Raw genomic sequence first — 16240 nt, forward strand, 5'->3', positions numbered from 1 at the left:
CCGATGAGGTGCGGAAGCTCTCGTTCCGACCGGAGGAAAAACCGGGGGACCGTCAATGAGGTGCGGAAGCTCTCGTTCCGACCGGAGGAAAAACCGGGGGACCGTCAATCTGAACCGTTGTCGTCGTTTGTGGCAAGAGGCCGGGGCGCGGAGCCCTGGCGTAGTGCAGCGCCCCGGCCGGCAGCGCCGCTGGACAGTGTGTTCGTCCCGCCAGCCACACGCCCGCGGCCGCGTGGCCCCGGAACAGGAAGACCACCGGATGAAGGCCCACCGCTTCCAGCGCCGCGGCGAACAGCAGGCCGGTGTCGAGGCAGGTGCCCAGCCGGTCGCCGGCGATCGTCGCCGGGCGGCGGACCTTCTGCCCCCGCTCCTCGAAGCTGGCAGGCGGTTCGGCATAGTGGATGGCGAGACCCGCTATCGCCGAATAGATCGCCGCTGCCAGCAGGAAGGCACGCTGCGGGCTGCCGCTCTGGTAGCCGTCGAGCCCGCTCGCATGCCCATGCTCGGCCAGCCGGTCGGCCGCGCTGCGCAGGATGGCGGCGACGGCCGGGTCGTTCGGCATCACGAAGGCGGGCAGCAGCTGGGCCATGTCGGTGACCCCGCCCCATTCGTCCCGGGCGAGGAGCCGCACCGGGATCCGCTTCTCGACGCGCAGCGTGTCTCCGACCGACAGGCTCAGGGAAATCTCTCCCCGCTCGGCCTCGTTCAGCCCGGCTAGGTACTGCGCATCGAGTTCGACCTTGCGGTCGACCAGCGGCACCGTGTCTCCGGCGACGAGCCGGTCGATCGTCCATCGCTTCGGGCGCAGAAACGGCGGGGTCGATGCCAGATCCAGCGTGCAGTTCTGGACGATGCCGGTCCCCGAGCACACGATCGCAACCGACCGGAGCATCGGAATGGCATTCTGGTATGAGGCATAGGTGAAGCTGGACGCGATGTCGGCATCGATCTCGAGCGCCGGACTGGCCCCGCCGGGGGGAGGGGCTGTGATCAGATCGAGCGCCATGTCGGTTTCCAGGTTGCGGAGCTGCGCCTCACGGTTGAGTTAGGGTAGTCCGATACGCTAAACAGGGGCGACCATTTTTAGGGCCGGCGACCGCGTGTGTGCATGGCGGGTCCGACCGCCGCGGGACTAGGCGCCGACGGTCGACGTCACCCACAGAACCACCGCTTCGATCCGGCCCGGGTTGGCGAAGCGGTGGGGGATGTCGCTGTGGAAGCGGAAGCTGTCGTTCTGCTCCAGCAGGTGGCGCTCCTGATCGACCCAGAGTTCCAGTTGCCCCGCCATCACCATGCCGCACTCGATGCCGCGATGGGTGTAGTAGTCCGGACCCGAACTGCCGCCGGGGGCGACGTGGACGAACATCATCTCCAGCGTGCTGGGATCGGCCGGGGTCAGCATCTGCTTGATGACGCCCTTGTAGGATAGGTCGAGGATACGGCGTGCGACCGGCCGGATCACGCGGCCGCCGTCGGTCGGCTGCGGCAGTTCGGTCGTCTGGAAGACGCTGCTGAGCGGCAGCCCCAGGGCGCCGCAGATCTGGCGCAAGGAGCGCACCGACGGCGAGGTCAGGCCGCGCTCGATCTGGCTGATCAGGCCGATGGAGACGCCGGCCGCCTCCGCCAGGCGCGTCAGCGGATAGCCGCGCTCCTTGCGGATGCGGCGCAGATGGGCGCCGATCCCCGGCACGGGCGGCACCATCGCCTCGGTTTCCGCGGCCGCGGGCACCCCCGCGTCGGGCACCATGCTGTCGGGTGCGGCCCGTTCCTTGACGTCCTGCTTCACGCCCGTCGCCTCTCTTTCCCGTCCCCGTGCGACCCAGGCCTCGGTTGCGGCGGTCAGGCGGGTCCGGCCGCGGCCGTCACCTCGATCTCGATCAGGGCGCCGTCATAGGCCGTCGCTCCCAGCACCGGCACGATCGAGGTGGCCGGAAGGGCGCCACCGAACATCGACAGGGCAACCAGCAGCACCGTCGCCGTGTCGGCGAGGTCGGCCAGATATATGGTCTGGTGGACGACCTGTCCCAACCCGGTGCCGTACTGGTCCAGGCCCTCGGCCAGCAGGCCATAGACATGCGCGGCCTGTGCCGCGGCCGGGCCGGCACGGTCGCTGCGGCCGGTGGCGATGCCACGGACAGCCGCCGACAGGTGCCGCGGGCCTTCGATCAGGCGCGGCACCGCAAGGTCGATCGGCACCTCGCCCGCGGTCATGACGACGGGACCCGCCTGGACGATGCCGTGATAGGAGCGCGACAGGGCGTGCGGCTCGCCCACCACCCGCTTTGCCATGGCGCCGGCAGGATCGCGTGTCACGAGGCGACCGGTCCACAGGCTGGCGGTGCCTGGAAGGGCGGTCACGGGGAAGCAGGACAGGGCAAAGCCGTCGAAGTCCCGCCCCAGCGCGCGAGCCACCGAGCCATAGGCCAGGAACTGCATCGACCGCAGCAGCCAGGCATTGTGGTAGAGCACGTCGGCCGGCGCGATGCCGGCGAGATCGAGGAGGCGGCGCAGGTTGCGCCACATAACCGCCTGTTGGACCAGGAAACGCTCGATCTCGCGGTCGGCCGGCCGGCATGCCTCCACCAGGCTGCGGAACTCGGGCGGGAGATCCGAGGATCGTTCCGGAGCCGCGCCCGTTCCCGGATCGATGCCCGGCAGGTTCGAGGTGAAGACGAGGCCGCCCGCCCTTGCCAGGGTCGCGTAGGGCTGCGTCAGGCCGGCCAGTTCCGGCAGCGTCAGCTTCTCGGGCGCGGCGCTGCCGCCATGGGTAGCGACACCATCCAGGACGATGTCGATGGCGGGGTCGCTGCCCGGCGTGGCGCAAACCATGACGTCGACTGCCGGCAACGGAACCGGCAGCAGGGCTGCCAGGGTGCGGGCCAGGAACGGCCCGTCCTCGGACCGGCGGAGGACGACCCGTAGCAGAGCCAGATGGGCCAGCGTGGCTCCGGCCGCGGCCAGGGTCGCCTCCAGGTTGCGCAGGCACTGCCACGTCTGCGCGGTGAAGCGGTCGGCGCGGATGTCGACGAAGGCGGCGCCGGTCGCCACGGCGCGAAGCGCGTCCGCCGGCAGTTCGGCCGAGCCGGCGACGACCTCGCCCGTATCCGGCCGATGCGGCGTGTGGCTGCCCAGGAACAGCAACGGCCCGGCGATGCCGGCGGCCGGCCATGTTGCGCCGGGCGGTCCGGCGACGATCCCGCGTCTGGGCTCCGGTCCTGTCTTCACAGCGCGGACTCGCCGGGCGAGATCAGGATTGCGGGCACGCGCACATGGGGCGGCTGCTTCAGGGCGAACAGCAGAGCCTGGGCGACGTCGGCCGGCTGCAGCGGGTGGTCGATGCTGCGCTGCTTGGCGATCGGGACCTCGTACTCGCGATGCAGTTCCGTGGCGATGAGGCCCGGCTGCAGGTTGGTGATGCGGATGTCGCTGCGCGCCACCTCCATCCGCAGCGCCTCGGCCAGCGCCTCGATCGCGAACTTGGTGCCGGCATAGGCGCCGCTTTCCAGACCGACCTTCAGGCCGAGGATGCTGGAGGTGTTGACGAGATGGCCCGTCCCGGCGCGGCGGAAGCGCTTCATCGCCGTGTACATCACGCGATAGGCGGCCTCGACATTGATCCGCACCATGGCGGCCACCCGGTCGATGTCGATCTCCTCGATCGGGCCGGAGGTCATGTAGCCGGCATTGTTGAAGACGATGTCGATGGATCCGAACGCCTCCTCCGCCAGGGCGAACAGCGCGTCGATCGCGGCTGGATCGGTGATGTCGCCGGCCAGCGTGCGGGTGCCGGGAACGCGCGCGGCAAACGCCTCCAGCCGGTCGGCCCGCCGCCCGCCCAGCGCCAGGCGGACGCCCTCGCCGGCCAGGGCTTCGGCGCATGCGAGACCGAGGCCGCTGCTGGCGCCCGTGATGATCGCGACCTTGCCATTCAAGTCCACGCTCTTCAGAGCCTGGCTATTCGAACCCATGACGCGTGCTCCTGGCGATTGACGGAAATTTTCAGCAAATGTAGCATCGCTTTCACTTTTGTGAAATCGGAGTTCGGACCTCCGCCGGAGGCGCTGGTTCATGAGGGAGGGCTCAATGCAACGCCGACGCTTCATCCAACTGGCGGCTGCCGCGGGCGCCGCCGCTCTGCCGCTGCCGGGCTTCATCCGCTCCGGATTCGCCGCCGACCGGATCGACATCGGTGCGGTCTATTCCTCGACCGGTCCCTTCGCGAGTGCGGCGGTGCTGGCCAACCGCGGCTCCAAGCTGGCGGTTGATACTTATGGCAAGGCCGGCGGCGCCGCGCTGAACTACGTCCTGCTCGACGACCAGGGGGATCCCGGCAAGGCGGTCCGGAAGGTCCAGGAGGCGATCGAGCAGATGAAGATCCGCCACTTCATCGGCGCCACCATCTCCTCGATGGCGCTGGCCATCTCGAAGGAGGTGCACAAGGCGGGCGGCATCTACACCAACCAGGGCGGAGCGGACGAGATCACCGGGCCCGACTGCAACCGATCCACGTTCCGCTGGCCGGTCGCGACCTACGGCGCGATCGAACAGACGGTCCGGCCAATGATCGAACTGAACCCCGGCGCCAAGCGCTGGTACACGATCACCGGCCAGTACGTCTTCGGCGAGGCCCTGCTGCGCAACACCAAGGCGGTGCTGGCCGAGAAGGGCCTGGAACATGCCGGCAACAGCTACCACTCGCTGGCCGAGAAGGAATTCTCCGGCTACATCACGGCGGCGATCGCGCAGAAGCCGGATGTCCTCTGCATCCTGAATTTCGGCAACCAGACGGCCGACGTCCTCCGCCAGGCCGTCAGCTTCGGCGCCAAGCGCAACATGAAGATCGTGGTGCCCTGGTCGACCGGGCTCGACCAATTCCAGGCACTGGGGTCGAACGTCATCGAGGGCGTCTATTTCGGCCTACAGTACTGGCACGAGGTTGACGCCCCGGGCAACCGCCGCCTCCGCCAGCTGGTGAAGGAGAAGCTGAACGAGACCCCGACTTACCTGGTCGCGGTCGGCTACGCGATCGTCCAGATGCTGCTTGAGGGCATGAACAAGGCCAACGACATCGAACCGGCCAAGATCATCGCTGCCATGGAGGGCATGACCTACGAGGGTATCACCGGCGACGAGACGATCCGGGCCGGCGACCACCAAGTCATCAAGGACTACTACCTGGCGATCGGCAAGGCACGGTCGGCGATGAAGGACGGCGAGAACTTCGCCGACATCATCTCCAGCGGTAAGTCGTTCCTGCCGCTCGAAAAGACCGGCTGCAAGATGGCCTGACGACAGAGGGCGGGAGGGGCAGAGGCTCCTCCCGCCATCTCGCAGTCACGCCCATCGACGAACGCCACCCAACCCAGCCGCCCAGCCCGATGCACGTCTATCTGCTCCAGACCCTGAACGGCATCGGCATCGGGATGATCTACTTCCTGATCGCCGTCGGGCTGACGATCATCTTCGGCATCCTGCGCTTCGTCAACTTCGCGCATGGCGCCTTCTACCTGGTGGGCGCTTATCTCGCCTTCTATCTGATCCAGCTCTTCGACAGCTTCTGGCTGGCGTTGCTGGTGTCGCCGCTGGTGGTGGCCGCGCTCGCCTGGGTGCTCGACCGGATCCTGTTCCACCGCATCTATCACATGTCCCACGACGCCCACATCCTGGTCACGGTCGGCATCGCGCTGATGTTTCAGGAGACGGTGATGGCCATCTGGGGGCCGGTGCCCCAGCATGTGCCGATCCCGACCGGGCTGGACGGCATCGTCGTCCTCGGCGACTTCGTCTACCCCACCTATCGCCTGTTCGTGATCGCCGTGGCGGCGGTGCTGGCCGGCGGCCTGTGGCTGATGATGGAGCGAAGCCGTATTGGCGCACTGCTGCGGGCGGGCAGCGAGGCACCAGAAATGCTGTCGCTGCTGGGTGTCGACACCTTTCGCCTGTTCGGCTTCACCTTCGCCGGGGCTGCCTGGCTGGCCGCCGTGGCCGGCACGATCGCCGCCCCCCTGCGCGGCGTCGAGCCCTTCATGAGCTTCGAGGCGTTGGCGATCGCCTTCGTCGTGGTGGTCATCGGCGGCCTCGGAAACTTCACCGGGGCTCTCGCCGGCGGGTTGATGATCGGCATCGTCCAGAGCCTGATGAGCAGCATCTGGCCCGAGGGCGCCCGCCTGATGATCTATGTCACCATGCTGGCGGTGATCCTCCTGCGGCCCTACGGCCTGTTCGGCCGGGCATAGCCATGCCGCCCGCCATCCGCGACCTCGCCGCCCTGATCGCCATCTCGGTCGCACTCCGCTTTGCCCTGCCGTCGGTCTCGCTGGCGACCGAGGTGCTGATCTTCGCGATCGCCGTTTCCGGCTGCACGCTCCTGCTGGGCTATGCAGGGCTGATGTCGTTCGGTCAGAGCGTCTTCTTCGGCGGCGGCTCGTACCTGACGGCGTTTGCCATGACCGGACTGGGGCTGACATTGCTGCCGGCCCTGCTGACCGGCGCGCTCTCGGGGGCCATCCTGGCCGGGTTCGTCGGTCTCTTCGCCATCCGCAAGCGCGGCGTCTATTTCGTCATGCTGACGCTGGCCTTCTCGCAGGTGGCCTATTTTCTCGTCCTGGCCTTCGGGCATCTGACCGGCGGCGAGAACGGCCTGACCGACGTGCCGCGGCCGGCACTCGTCCTGGCGGGCTACACGGTGAGTGCGCTCGCCACGCCCGGTACCTTCTATATCGTCACGGCGGCCGTGTTCTGCTTGGTCTTCACCGTGCTGGGACGCGTCGCGCGCAGCCCGTTCGGTGCCGTTGTCGTGGCATTGCGCGAGAACGATCTCCGGGCCGAGGCGCTGGGCTTCAACGTCCTACAGTACAAGTGGGCGACGTTCGTCGTGGCCGGGGCCGTGACAGGGCTGGCCGGTGCGCTGCACGCCATGTTCATCGGCTATGTGCCGCTGAACAACATCGAGTTCGAGATGAGCGAGCGCATCGTCATCATGGCGATCCTGGGCGGTACGGGCTCGTTCTACGGAGCCTTCCTGGGCGCGCTCGTCTACAACGTCGCGGCCGACGTGCTGTCTTCGATCTGGCCGCGCTGGCTGTTCGGGGTGGGGGTGACCCTCATCGCCGTCGTGCTGCTGCTCCGCGGCGGTGCGTGGAGCGGCGTCGAGGCCGTGCTCAAGAGGTTCACCCGCCAGGACGGCCGCTCATGACGGCGATTCTCGAGGTCCGCGACCTGACCGTGAAGTTCGGCGACTTCGTCGCCGTCCGCGACGTCTCGCTGGATCTGGTGCCGGGCAAGATCCATTCGATCATCGGCCCCAATGGCGCGGGCAAGACGACGCTGTTCAACGCGCTGACAGGGCGGGTGATGCCGTCGTCCGGCAGCGTGTCTTTCGCCGGCCGCGACATCACCCGCCTGCCCATGCACCGGCGCACGGTGCTGGGCATCGGCCGGTCCTTCCAGGTGACCAGCCTGTTCGCGTCCATGACCGTTCGTCAGAGCCTGGCGCTCGCCTGCCAGCGAAAGCTGGGGCTGGGCCTGCTGGGCATGCTGTCGCGCGACCGCAGCCTGGCGCCGGCCGTCGTCCGGGCCGAGGAATTGCTGGCCTTTCTCAGCCTGGGCGACGTAGCGGAGCGCAAGTCGGCCGAGCTGTCGCACGGTCAGCAGCGCCGGCTGGAGATCGGCCTGGCCCTGGCTGCCCGGCCACAGCTCGTATTCCTGGACGAGCCCACGGCCGGCATGGGGATCGACGACATCGATGCCGTCCGCCGGCTCATCCGCGAGACCGCTCAGACCTGCACGGTCGTCCTGATCGAGCACAACATGGCGATCGTCATGGGCATCAGCGACACCATTACGGTCATGTTCCAGGGCGAAGTTCTGGTCGAGGGGCCGCCCGATATGATCCGCGCCGACCGCCGGGTGCAGATGGCGTATCTGGGCGAGGTGGCGTGATGCTGACGGTCAACGGCCTCAATGCCCACTACGGGAAGAGTCACATCCTCCAGGGCGTATCGCTGAATGTGGAGGCGGGCGAACTCGTCACGCTGCTGGGCCGCAATGGCGCGGGCAAGACGACGACCTTGCGCGCCATCATGCGCCTGCTGCCGCCGACCGGCGGTCGGGTCGCGTTCATGGGTCAGGATCTGGCCGGCCTGCCGACCCACGCGATCGCCCGCCTGGGCCTCGCGATGGTGCCCGAGCATCGCGGGATCTTCTCGCTCCTCAGTGTGCGGGAGAACCTGGAGATCGCGGCCGACCGAAAGTCGCCGTGGCAGATCGAGGATGTGTTCCAGCTCTTCCCGCGCCTGCAGGAGCGCCGGCGCAACCTGGGCAGCCGCCTGTCGGGCGGCGAGCAGCAGATGCTGGCGATCGCTCGGGCGCTCGTCTCCGGCCCGCGCCTGCTGCTACTGGACGAGCCGACGGAGGGGCTGGCCCCGGTCATCGTCAACGAGCTGGTGGACACCTTCCGGCGCATCCGCGACCAGGGTACGGCAATCCTGCTGGTGGAGCAGAATCTCGCCGTCTGCATGAAGCTCGGCGACCGGCACACCATCATCGATCTCGGCCGTACGGTCTATGAGGGGTCGGCCGCCGAGTTCGCCGCCGACGAGGCCGTGAAGGACCGCTACCTGACGCTGCGCTCGGTCGTCACCTGACGGTGTCCGCCGCCGGAAACGGCAGCAGGCGCGACGCGATCTCGGCCACCGCCATCACCCGTTCGTCGGCCCATCCACGCGCGTCCGACCAGCGATGGCCGACGACCTGAAGGCCGAGCGGTCGCCCGTCGGCCAGGCGCGCATAGGGGACGCTGCTGGCCGGCATCATGGTCGCATTGAACAGCCAGCAGGTCTGGCCCCAGGCGAGCCAGCCCTCCGGCGGCGGCTCGCCCGGATGCTCCTCCGCCGATCCGAACGGGCCGAATGGCAGGGTCGGCAGCAGCAGTGCATGGGCGTCGCCGATCAACCCCTCCAGCATGACGGCCGTCTCGGCGAAGAACACGGTCGCGGCATTGAACTCGACGGCGCCGATCGTGCGGCCCCGCCGGATCATCGCCGCCATGGTCGGTTCCACCCGCGTCATGTCCGGGTCCGGGATCAGGCGGGTCGCGGTCGCGACGAAGACATGCCACAGGGCGAGGAAGCGCGGCAGCAGGTCCTCGATCCGGATTTCCCGCCGCTCGATCCGGGCGCCGGCGGCAGCCAGCGTGGCGAGGCCGGCCTCGAACCGGTCGAGTGCTTCGCCCGTCGCCCGGCAGTCGTTGACACCGGTCGCGGCCACCAGGCGCAGGTGGCGGGCCTCGCGCGGCTGGACATCGTCCGCCATGCGCTGGCCGTTCGGCCGGGCCATCACCCGCAGCATCAGCCGCCCGTCGGCCACCGTCCGCGTCATCGGTCCCAGAACGGCGGCATGACCGAAGGCGCTGGGCGGAAAGGCCGGCACCAAGCCTCCGCTCGGCTTGTGGCCATAGACGCCGCAGAAGGCCGCAGGGATACGGATGGATCCCGCGGCGTCGCTTCCGAGATTGAGCGGGGCCAGCCCGGCCGCCGTTGCCACCCCCGCTCCGCAGGACGAACCACCGGAACTCCAGGCTGGGTCGAGCGGGTTGCGCGTCACGCCCGTCAGGGGCGAGACGCCGGACGCCTTGTGGCCGAACTCGGTGGTCGTCGTCTTGCCCAGCAGGACCGCGCCCGCCTCGCGCAATCGCGCCACGGCCGGGGCGTCGATCGCAGCGGGCGGGGCATCAGCCAACAGGCGGGACCCGCGGCGGGTCGGCATGCCTGCGACCTCGAAGAAGTCCTTGATTGTCGCCGGCACGCCATCCAGCGGACCGCATGGCGTGCCCTCTCGCCAGCGCTTGGCGGACGCCCGCGCGGCACTCAGGGCGCCGTCGGCATCGACGTGGCAGAATGCATTCAGCGCCCGGTTGTGGGCGGCGATGCGAGCGAGGTAGTGCTCTGTGACCGCCACAGGATCGAGCGAACCGGCAGTATAACCCTGCAGCAGGTCCATGGCGCTGGCGAACGACAGGTCAGGGATCGGTGTCATGGTCGAGGACAGTGCCACGGCGCGCACCGTAGCCGCCACCAGCGCGGCGGGCGAGTTCGTCGAACAGGCAACCCCGTCTTCAGGCGCTATCGACAATTCGCGCGTTCGGTCATGCCCCTCGACCCGAGACAAGACGTCTGTCAGTGCTGGCGCGTCGACCTCTCGATCTGACGAATTGCGCCAGGCGGCGCTAGCTCGAGCAAGGACCTACCCGGCGAGTCGGCGTCCTCCCCTTGCCTGTCGCGGATCGCTCAAGGGACCGCCATGCGTGTTCGCCAAAGGCCGTTGTGCGTCCCCGCAACCTCCGATAGTTCACGAACGCCCCGAGCCGAAAGGCCGGGGCGTTCCGCTGTCTGGGGCCCGAAGAGCGCCGCAACCAGCGCCGCGCCGGAAAGCCCGCTCGCGACGGCCTATTTCACCCGCTGCTTGCCCAGTTTCCGCGCGAGCGTGCGGCGGTGCATTCCCAGCCGCCGGGCGGTTTCGGAGATGTTGAAGCCGGTCTCGGCCAGTGTCTCGTGGATGCGCTCCCACTCGAGGTTCTTGATCGAGGTCGGGCGCTGGGTTACCGGCACGCCGGGGTCCCCGTTCGCCCTGGCGAAGGCGGCGAGGATGTCGCTGGTGTTGGACGGCTTCGGCAGGTAGTGGCAGGCGCCCAGCTTGATCGCCTCGACGGCGGTGGCGATGCTGGCGAAGCCGGTCAGGACGACGATCCGCATCGCCGCCGACCGGGCGTGGAGGATGCGGACGCAGTCCAGCCCGGACCCGCTCGCCAGTTTGAGGTCGACGACGGCGTAGCGCGGCCGGCAATCCGCCAGCGCGGCCTCGATCCCGTCGACGCCGTCGCAGTGGGCGACCGCGAACCCGCGCCGCTCGAAGGACCGGCGCAGCGCCCGCGCGAAGGCGGGGTCGTCCTCGACGATCAGCAGCCGGCGGTCGTCATTCACCGCGCGCCTCCGCCGCTGCCCCGAGCGGCAGGCACAGGGTCACGCTCGCCCCGCCCGCATCCCGGTTCCGCGCCTCGACCGCGCCGCCCAGCTTGCGGACGACGTTCACCACCAGGAACAGGCCGAGCCCGCCGCCGGGGCGGCGCTTGGTCGTGCGGTAGGGCTTGCCGATCCCGGCCAGCATGTCGGCGGCAAATCCGGCGCCCGAATCGGCGACGGTGACGAGGAGCCGGTCGCCCTCGTGCCGGGCGGTGACGCCGACCCAGTCCGGCGACGCCTCCAGCGCGTTGTCGAGAACGTTGAAGACGACCTGCTTCAGGGCGGCGTCGCAGACCATGGCGAGGTTCGGCAGCAGGCTCGCGTCGTACTCGAGCGCGGCGGGGCTGCGGCTGCGCCGCCATTCGCCGACGGTTTCGTCGAGGAACGTCCGGGCGCTCGTGCGGACCGTGCCCTCGCCCCGCGCATCCCCCGCCGACATCAGGATGCCGGACACGATCGTCTTGCAGCGCGTGACCTGCTCCTGCATCTCCGCGATCTCCTCGGCGACCTCCGGGTCCGAGCGGAACTTCGCCATGCGCTGCCAGTCGCCGAGGATGACGGACAGCGTCGCCAGCGGGGTGCCGAGCTCGTGCGCGGCGCCCGACGCGAGGAGGCCCATGCGGACGATGTGGTCCTCCTCCGCCGCGCGCTGGCGGAGCTCGGCCAGATGCCGGTCCCGAGCCTCCAGGTTGCGCTGGATCCGCGTGACGAAGAGCACGAGCAGGGTCGCCGCCAGCACGAAGCAGATGAACATGCCCTGGAGATGGAGGCCGAACAGCGCGTCGCCGTGGGCATGCGGCAGGGCGAGTTCGCGATGGCTCTGGGTCAGCCAGACGAAGGCGCCGCTCGTGGTCGCGACGAGCGCCCAGCTCGACCATGGCTCGAGCAGCACCGCGCCGAGGATCACCTGCAGCAGGAAGAGCGAGATGAACGGGTTGGCGGCGCCGCCGCTGAGATAGAGCTGCACCGTCAGCGCCGCGACGTCGAAGAGGAGCTCGAGGAACAGCTCGCCCTTCGATATCCGCGGCTGGTGGCGATGGCGCAGCAGGCTCATGACGTTGAGCCCGACCAGCAAGGCGAGGACGGCCAGCATCGCCGTCACCGGCAGTGCGATGCCGAGCACGAACTGCACGAAGAGGATGGTGGCGATCTGGCCCGCGACGGCCAGCCAGCGGAGCTGGATCAGAAGACGCAGGTTCTTCCGGTCGGTCGCGTCCGGTGTCGGAATGGCGGTGTCGCGTTGCACGGACCCTAGGCCAGCCAGAGGTAGAGGAGCGGCAGCCATACCATGGTCATGGCGGCCGCGGCGCGGAACGTCCGGCGCGCGATCGGCCGCCGGCGGCACCGCCGCAGCCAGGCGCGGGCGGCCTCGATCCCGCGGGCCAGGTCGCCGTCCCCCGCCTGCAGCGACCCGGGGATCATGGCGTCCGGCCGGCGTCGCCGCCGTCGCGGCCCGCTCGCCGGTTGGCGTCCTCGACCGCCTGCAGGTAGCGCTCGGTCTTGGCGCGGACCAGGTCGCGGTGCGGCGCCACCGCCGCCTCGCGGTAGAGATGGCGGCCCACCCCCATCAGCGCGACGACCACCAGCATCAAGGTGCAGATCGAAGCGAAGCTGCGGCCGATCCGCGCATCGTCGCGCCGCGTCTCGCGGTAGAGGAGCCCGGTCATCGCCAGCGCGACCAAGGTCGCCACCGCAAACGCCACCCATGCCCCCTGCAGCGACTCCCGGGTTGCGGGCAGGGTCGCCAGCGCCAGCGGGCCGACGGCGAACTGGGCCACGGTCGGCCACAGCGCCCAGCGGTAGGCCGCGCGCACGAGCTCGCTCCGGGTGAAGCCGGTCGCGGCGACCGCCGCCTCCGGCTCGCGGCGGAACAGCCACACCAGGAAGAGCCCGGTCATCGCCGGGCAGGCCAGCACGAAGTGGAGATAGCGCGGCAGGACGTTCGGCAGGGCGAGGGCGGAGAAGAAGCCGCCGACCTCGGTCCAGCGCTCGGGGAACAGCATCAAGTTGACGTTGGCCAGGAAGATCAGCGGGATGAAGAGGAACAGCAGGGCGGCCGCGCCGGCCAGCGCGACGTGCAGGGCCTTGGTCCGCTCCATCCGGGTCCAGCAGTACTTGTGGACATAGGTCAGCACGAACGCGGCGACGACGAGCGGGACGATGCCGATCCAGAAGCCGCCGGTCAGCGCGTTGGCGGTATAGAAATGGACCGTGTAGAGGGTGTTGATCGCGAGCAGCGGACCGATGCCGAGCACCACCGCGAGCGACTTGTTCGCGGTGATCGTCGCGGCGACGGCCTGGGCCAGGCGGTCGTAGCGCGGCTCCCTCAGCCCGCGGACCTCGTAGTAGAGGGTGAGCAGCGCGCCCCCGACCATGAAGTTCACGAAGACGATGTGGACCAGGAAGAAGACGACGAGGACCGCGACCAGCACCGGTTCGGACGCCGGCAAGGGCAGCGGGATGTCGCGCGGGACGGGGACGGCGTTCATTCGGCGGCGGCCTTCTGCGGGCGGGCGGCTGCGGTCGCCCGGTTGACGGCGACGCCTGCGGTCTGCGCGCCGGCGATCGGGGTGCGGTTGCGCTGGAGATGCTCGAGGAAGAAGCCGAGCAGCAGCCGCTCCTCCGCCGTGCCCGGGAAGGGCGGCATGTAGGGCTGCGCCTGGTGCATGCCCTCGACGTAGGGCGCGGTCAGCTCCGGGGTCCAGGGCTGGTCGCCGAACATGCGCTGGAGATGGCCCGCGACGGCGTTGACGCCGTGCCCCGTGTGGCACCGCGAGCAGGCGTCCATGAAGACGTCCTTGCCCTTCTGGATGCGCTCGAGAAGCCGCGTCCGGTCCGCTTCGGCGAGGCCCGCCGGCAGGCCCGCCGTCTCGGCCTCCGTCAGCGGGTTGGAGTAGGTCGTGTGGGCGAGGATGCCGTCGCGCTGGAGAAGGGCGTAGTCGTCGACCCGCAGACCGTTGGCATACATGTAGCGGCCGATGACGTAGGGCTTGCGGACGAATTCGCGCACGCGCTCGAAATGCCCGGTCATCCAGAGGATGGCGACGAAGGGCAGGACGAGCGCCAGCCGCGGCAGCAGGTTCGGCCGGACGATGGCGAACTGCGCGACGACCAGGATGGCGGCGACGGTGAGCGCGGCGATCTCGAGGAGCCGGTCCTGCCAGTCGGCGAACTGCAGCGTCGCCAGCGAGACGCCGAGATTGGCCTGCATCGCCGCGGGAACGCGGCCGTAGTACCACCCGCCGGCGAGGAGCACGAAGGGCGCGAAGGCCAGCGTCCAGAGGCCGACGGCCCGCAGCGCCTCGAGCCGGAACGCGTCCCGCCGCGCCGTGAGGAAGAGGATGAGGAACATGGCGACGATGCCGGCCATGGCGGCGGCGAGCGGCGTCCGGAGGGCGAGCTGCGGCAGGTAGAGCGGGTTGAGCACGCCGGTCCAGAAGGTCCGGTCGGCCAGCCAGTTGCCGGGGTCCATCATGAAGCCGAGGATCGCGACGATGATCGCCATCGTCGCCCACGAGAAGATGCCGAGCGCGAAGCCGAGCCGCAGGTGGCGCGCCTTCCACCGGGCGCCGCGCGCGCTCCAGGACTTCCAGCTCAGGGTGTAGGCGAGGATCAGGCCGACCTCGGTGATGAAGACGAGCCACTCCGTGAACCATGCCCAGAAGAAGACGCGGATCAGGCTGCCGATCGAGTAGGGGTTGACGAGCGAGACCGAGAGCCAGATGCCGACGCCGGTCAGCGCCCCGACCGTGGTGGTGACGAGGAAGGCGACGAAGAGGATGCGGTGGGCGAGGCGGTCCCATCGCGGGTCCCGGGTCTTGATGCCGTACCACTCCATCGCGGCGACGAGCGGCATCATGCCGACGGCCAGGCCGTGGTTGATGAGGACGTGGAGGATGGCGATCGTGGCGACCAGCCAGCGGTTGCCGAGGAGGTCGAGATGGAAGACGGGGAAGTCCATCAGTCGGCCGCTCCGACGGCAGGGCGGTCCGGCGCGCCGAGGTCGGCCGAGGCGGTGACCAGCATCGCCAGTTCGATCGCGAAGAGGAGGACGGCCGGGACATGGACCGCCGCCCGCGACGGCTGGGCGGCGGCGACGCCGACGAGCGCAAGGGCGGTGGCGAGCAGGCCGGGCACCCAGGTCAGGACGAGCGCGTAGAGGCTGCGGTCGCGGCGGCGATCGAAGGTGCGGCGGCCCGCCCGCCGCAGGAAGCCGACGGCCGCCAGGGCGACGGCGCCGGCCCCGACCGCCTGGAAGACGGCGACGCTGTCCACGAACCCGAGCAGCAGCGACAGCATCGCGACGTTGACGATGGTGACCCGATGCGGCCGGGCCGCCAGCCACCGCGACACGGCGGCGAGCCATTGCGATACGAGCGGCATCCTTCCCCCTGGTCCATTGCCTCGATCGGGGCGCATGGATACGGCCCGCCGGGCCGCGGTTGGATTGGACAATCGGTCCAGGGCCGAGCCGCGGCGGGCATCCTCCCGCCACCGGCCGATCCGGCAGGAAGTCTCCGGCCATGCCCGGAGGGGCGGGCGGAGCCGCCCGACGCCGGCGCCTCCGAAGGTCGGCCGACGAAGGCACAGCCCCGCGCGGGCGGGGAACACGCGACGACGACGGCCGAGGCGGCGCTCGAAGCCGGTTCATCCCCGCGCGGGCGGGGAACTCCCGAGCGCGCTGTCGTTGACGCCCGAGATCTCCGGTTCATCCCCGCGCGGGCGGGGAACACTCGAGCTCGTGCTCCTCGACGGTGAAGTACCGCGGTTCATCCCCGCGCGGGCGGGGAACACCGCCGCATCGCCGACCGCGATTGGCGACGGGCTGGTTCATCCCCGCGCGGGCGGGGAACACACGCTGATCGCCGATCCCGACGACGCCCAGGCCGGTTCATCCCCGCGCGGGCGGGGAACACAACGCCGACACCGGCGGCACCCGCTGGCGCTCCGGTTCATCCCCGCGCGGGCGGGGAACACGGTGCCGGACGGCAATGGCGGCTACCGCACCGCGGTTCATCCCCGCGCGGGCGGGGAACACGAGGCGATCGCCGACATGAGTGCCGACACGGCCGGTTCATCCCCGCGCGGGCGGGGAACACGAGCCGTAGAGGGTGACGAGGCGATCGACGGGCGGTTCATCCCCGCGCGGGCGGGGAACACCTGACATTCGGCGTGTAGCTCGACGTCAGCAGCGGTTCATCCCCGCGCGGGCGGGGAACACA

16 protein-coding genes and 1 CRISPR repeat array are annotated in these 16240 nt (G+C 69.7%); of the genes, 5 read left to right on the forward strand and 11 right to left on the reverse strand.

Translation table 11 applies throughout. The features are described from left to right. Window positions 1-52 precede the first annotated feature (52 nt). The 4 genes from ACE3Q3_RS18295 to ACE3Q3_RS18310 form a co-directional block, all read right to left on the reverse strand. Complete coding sequence (locus ACE3Q3_RS18295; RefSeq protein ID WP_374448527.1) at window positions 53-1006, reverse strand: hypothetical protein; 954 nt, start codon at window positions 1004-1006, stop codon at window positions 53-55. A gap of 126 nt (window positions 1007-1132) precedes the next feature. Further along, entirely contained in the window at window positions 1133-1786 is a 654-nt protein-coding gene (locus ACE3Q3_RS18300) for a cupin domain-containing protein (RefSeq protein ID WP_374448529.1), read from the reverse strand. A 53-nt stretch (window positions 1787-1839) separates the two neighbouring features. Beyond that, the gene (locus ACE3Q3_RS18305; RefSeq protein ID WP_374448531.1) at window positions 1840-3141 is read right to left on the reverse strand and encodes a RidA family protein; all 1302 of its coding nucleotides are present in this window, start codon (window positions 3139-3141) and stop codon (window positions 1840-1842) included. Window positions 3142-3221: 80 nt separating this feature from the next. Next, window positions 3222-3932 carry an SDR family oxidoreductase gene (locus tag ACE3Q3_RS18310; RefSeq protein ID WP_374448532.1) on the reverse strand — a complete coding sequence of 237 codons (711 nt, stop codon included), beginning with the start codon at window positions 3930-3932 and terminating at the stop codon, window positions 3222-3224. Between the two features lie 151 nt (window positions 3933-4083). Here ACE3Q3_RS18310 and ACE3Q3_RS18315 point away from each other — a divergent pair, with 151 nt between their 5' ends. The 5 genes from ACE3Q3_RS18315 (at window position 4084) to ACE3Q3_RS18335 (ending at window position 8645) form a co-directional block, all read left to right on the forward strand. After that, window positions 4084-5289, forward strand: coding sequence for an ABC transporter substrate-binding protein (locus ACE3Q3_RS18315; RefSeq protein WP_374448534.1), 1206 nt, complete (start codon window positions 4084-4086; stop codon window positions 5287-5289). Window positions 5290-5378: 89 nt separating this feature from the next. Continuing rightward, entirely contained in the window at window positions 5379-6236 is an 858-nt protein-coding gene (locus tag ACE3Q3_RS18320; protein WP_374448536.1) for a branched-chain amino acid ABC transporter permease, read from the forward strand. 2 nt (window positions 6237-6238) lie between these two features. Then, window positions 6239-7195, forward strand: coding sequence for a branched-chain amino acid ABC transporter permease (locus tag ACE3Q3_RS18325; protein WP_374448537.1), 957 nt, complete (start codon window positions 6239-6241; stop codon window positions 7193-7195). Beyond that, window positions 7192-7941, forward strand: a complete 750-nt coding sequence (locus tag ACE3Q3_RS18330; RefSeq protein ID WP_374448538.1) for an ABC transporter ATP-binding protein — start codon at window positions 7192-7194, stop codon at window positions 7939-7941. The genes ACE3Q3_RS18325 and ACE3Q3_RS18330 overlap by 4 nt, the downstream gene beginning before the upstream one ends. After that, the gene (locus ACE3Q3_RS18335) at window positions 7941-8645 is read left to right on the forward strand and encodes an ABC transporter ATP-binding protein (RefSeq protein ID WP_374448539.1); all 705 of its coding nucleotides are present in this window, start codon (window positions 7941-7943) and stop codon (window positions 8643-8645) included. The genes ACE3Q3_RS18330 and ACE3Q3_RS18335 overlap by 1 nt, the downstream gene beginning before the upstream one ends. On the opposite strand, the gene ACE3Q3_RS18340 is transcribed toward ACE3Q3_RS18335, so the two are convergent. From ACE3Q3_RS18340 to ACE3Q3_RS18370, 7 genes are all read right to left on the reverse strand, one after another. After that, window positions 8638-10053, reverse strand: a complete 1416-nt coding sequence (locus ACE3Q3_RS18340; protein WP_374448541.1) for an amidase family protein — start codon at window positions 10051-10053, stop codon at window positions 8638-8640. The genes ACE3Q3_RS18335 and ACE3Q3_RS18340 overlap by 8 nt on opposite strands. Before the next feature lie 392 nt (window positions 10054-10445). Further along, window positions 10446-10979 (reverse strand): response regulator transcription factor, encoded by a 534-nt coding sequence (locus ACE3Q3_RS18345; RefSeq protein ID WP_374448543.1) that lies wholly within the window; start codon window positions 10977-10979, stop codon window positions 10446-10448. Continuing rightward, window positions 10972-12264, reverse strand: a complete 1293-nt coding sequence (locus ACE3Q3_RS18350) for an ATP-binding protein (protein WP_374448544.1) — start codon at window positions 12262-12264, stop codon at window positions 10972-10974. Before ACE3Q3_RS18350 ends, ACE3Q3_RS18345 begins: the two co-directional genes overlap by 8 nt. A 5-nt stretch (window positions 12265-12269) precedes the next feature. Continuing rightward, window positions 12270-12440: a hypothetical protein gene (locus ACE3Q3_RS18355; RefSeq protein WP_374448545.1), complete on the reverse strand. Its 171-nt coding sequence runs from the start codon at window positions 12438-12440 to the stop codon at window positions 12270-12272. Beyond that, complete coding sequence (locus tag ACE3Q3_RS18360) at window positions 12437-13507, reverse strand: hypothetical protein (RefSeq protein ID WP_374448546.1); 1071 nt, start codon at window positions 13505-13507, stop codon at window positions 12437-12439. The genes ACE3Q3_RS18355 and ACE3Q3_RS18360 overlap by 4 nt, the downstream gene beginning before the upstream one ends. Next, window positions 13504-14979, reverse strand: a complete 1476-nt coding sequence (locus ACE3Q3_RS18365) for a hypothetical protein (protein ID WP_374448548.1) — start codon at window positions 14977-14979, stop codon at window positions 13504-13506. Before ACE3Q3_RS18365 ends, ACE3Q3_RS18360 begins: the two co-directional genes overlap by 4 nt. Further along, on the reverse strand, window positions 14979-15401 hold the full coding sequence (locus ACE3Q3_RS18370; RefSeq protein ID WP_374448549.1) for a hypothetical protein: 423 nt from the start codon (window positions 15399-15401) through the stop codon (window positions 14979-14981). Before ACE3Q3_RS18370 ends, ACE3Q3_RS18365 begins: the two co-directional genes overlap by 1 nt. A gap of 199 nt (window positions 15402-15600) precedes the next feature. Then, window positions 15601-16239: direct repeats of the CRISPR family, unit length 29 nt; unit sequence CGGTTCATCCCCGCGCGGGCGGGGAACAC. Window position 16240 lies beyond the last annotated feature (1 nt).

Origin of the sequence: Allostella sp., from assembly GCF_041913585.1 — a bacterium.
Classification (GTDB): domain Bacteria; phylum Pseudomonadota; class Alphaproteobacteria; order ATCC43930; family Allostellaceae; genus Allostella.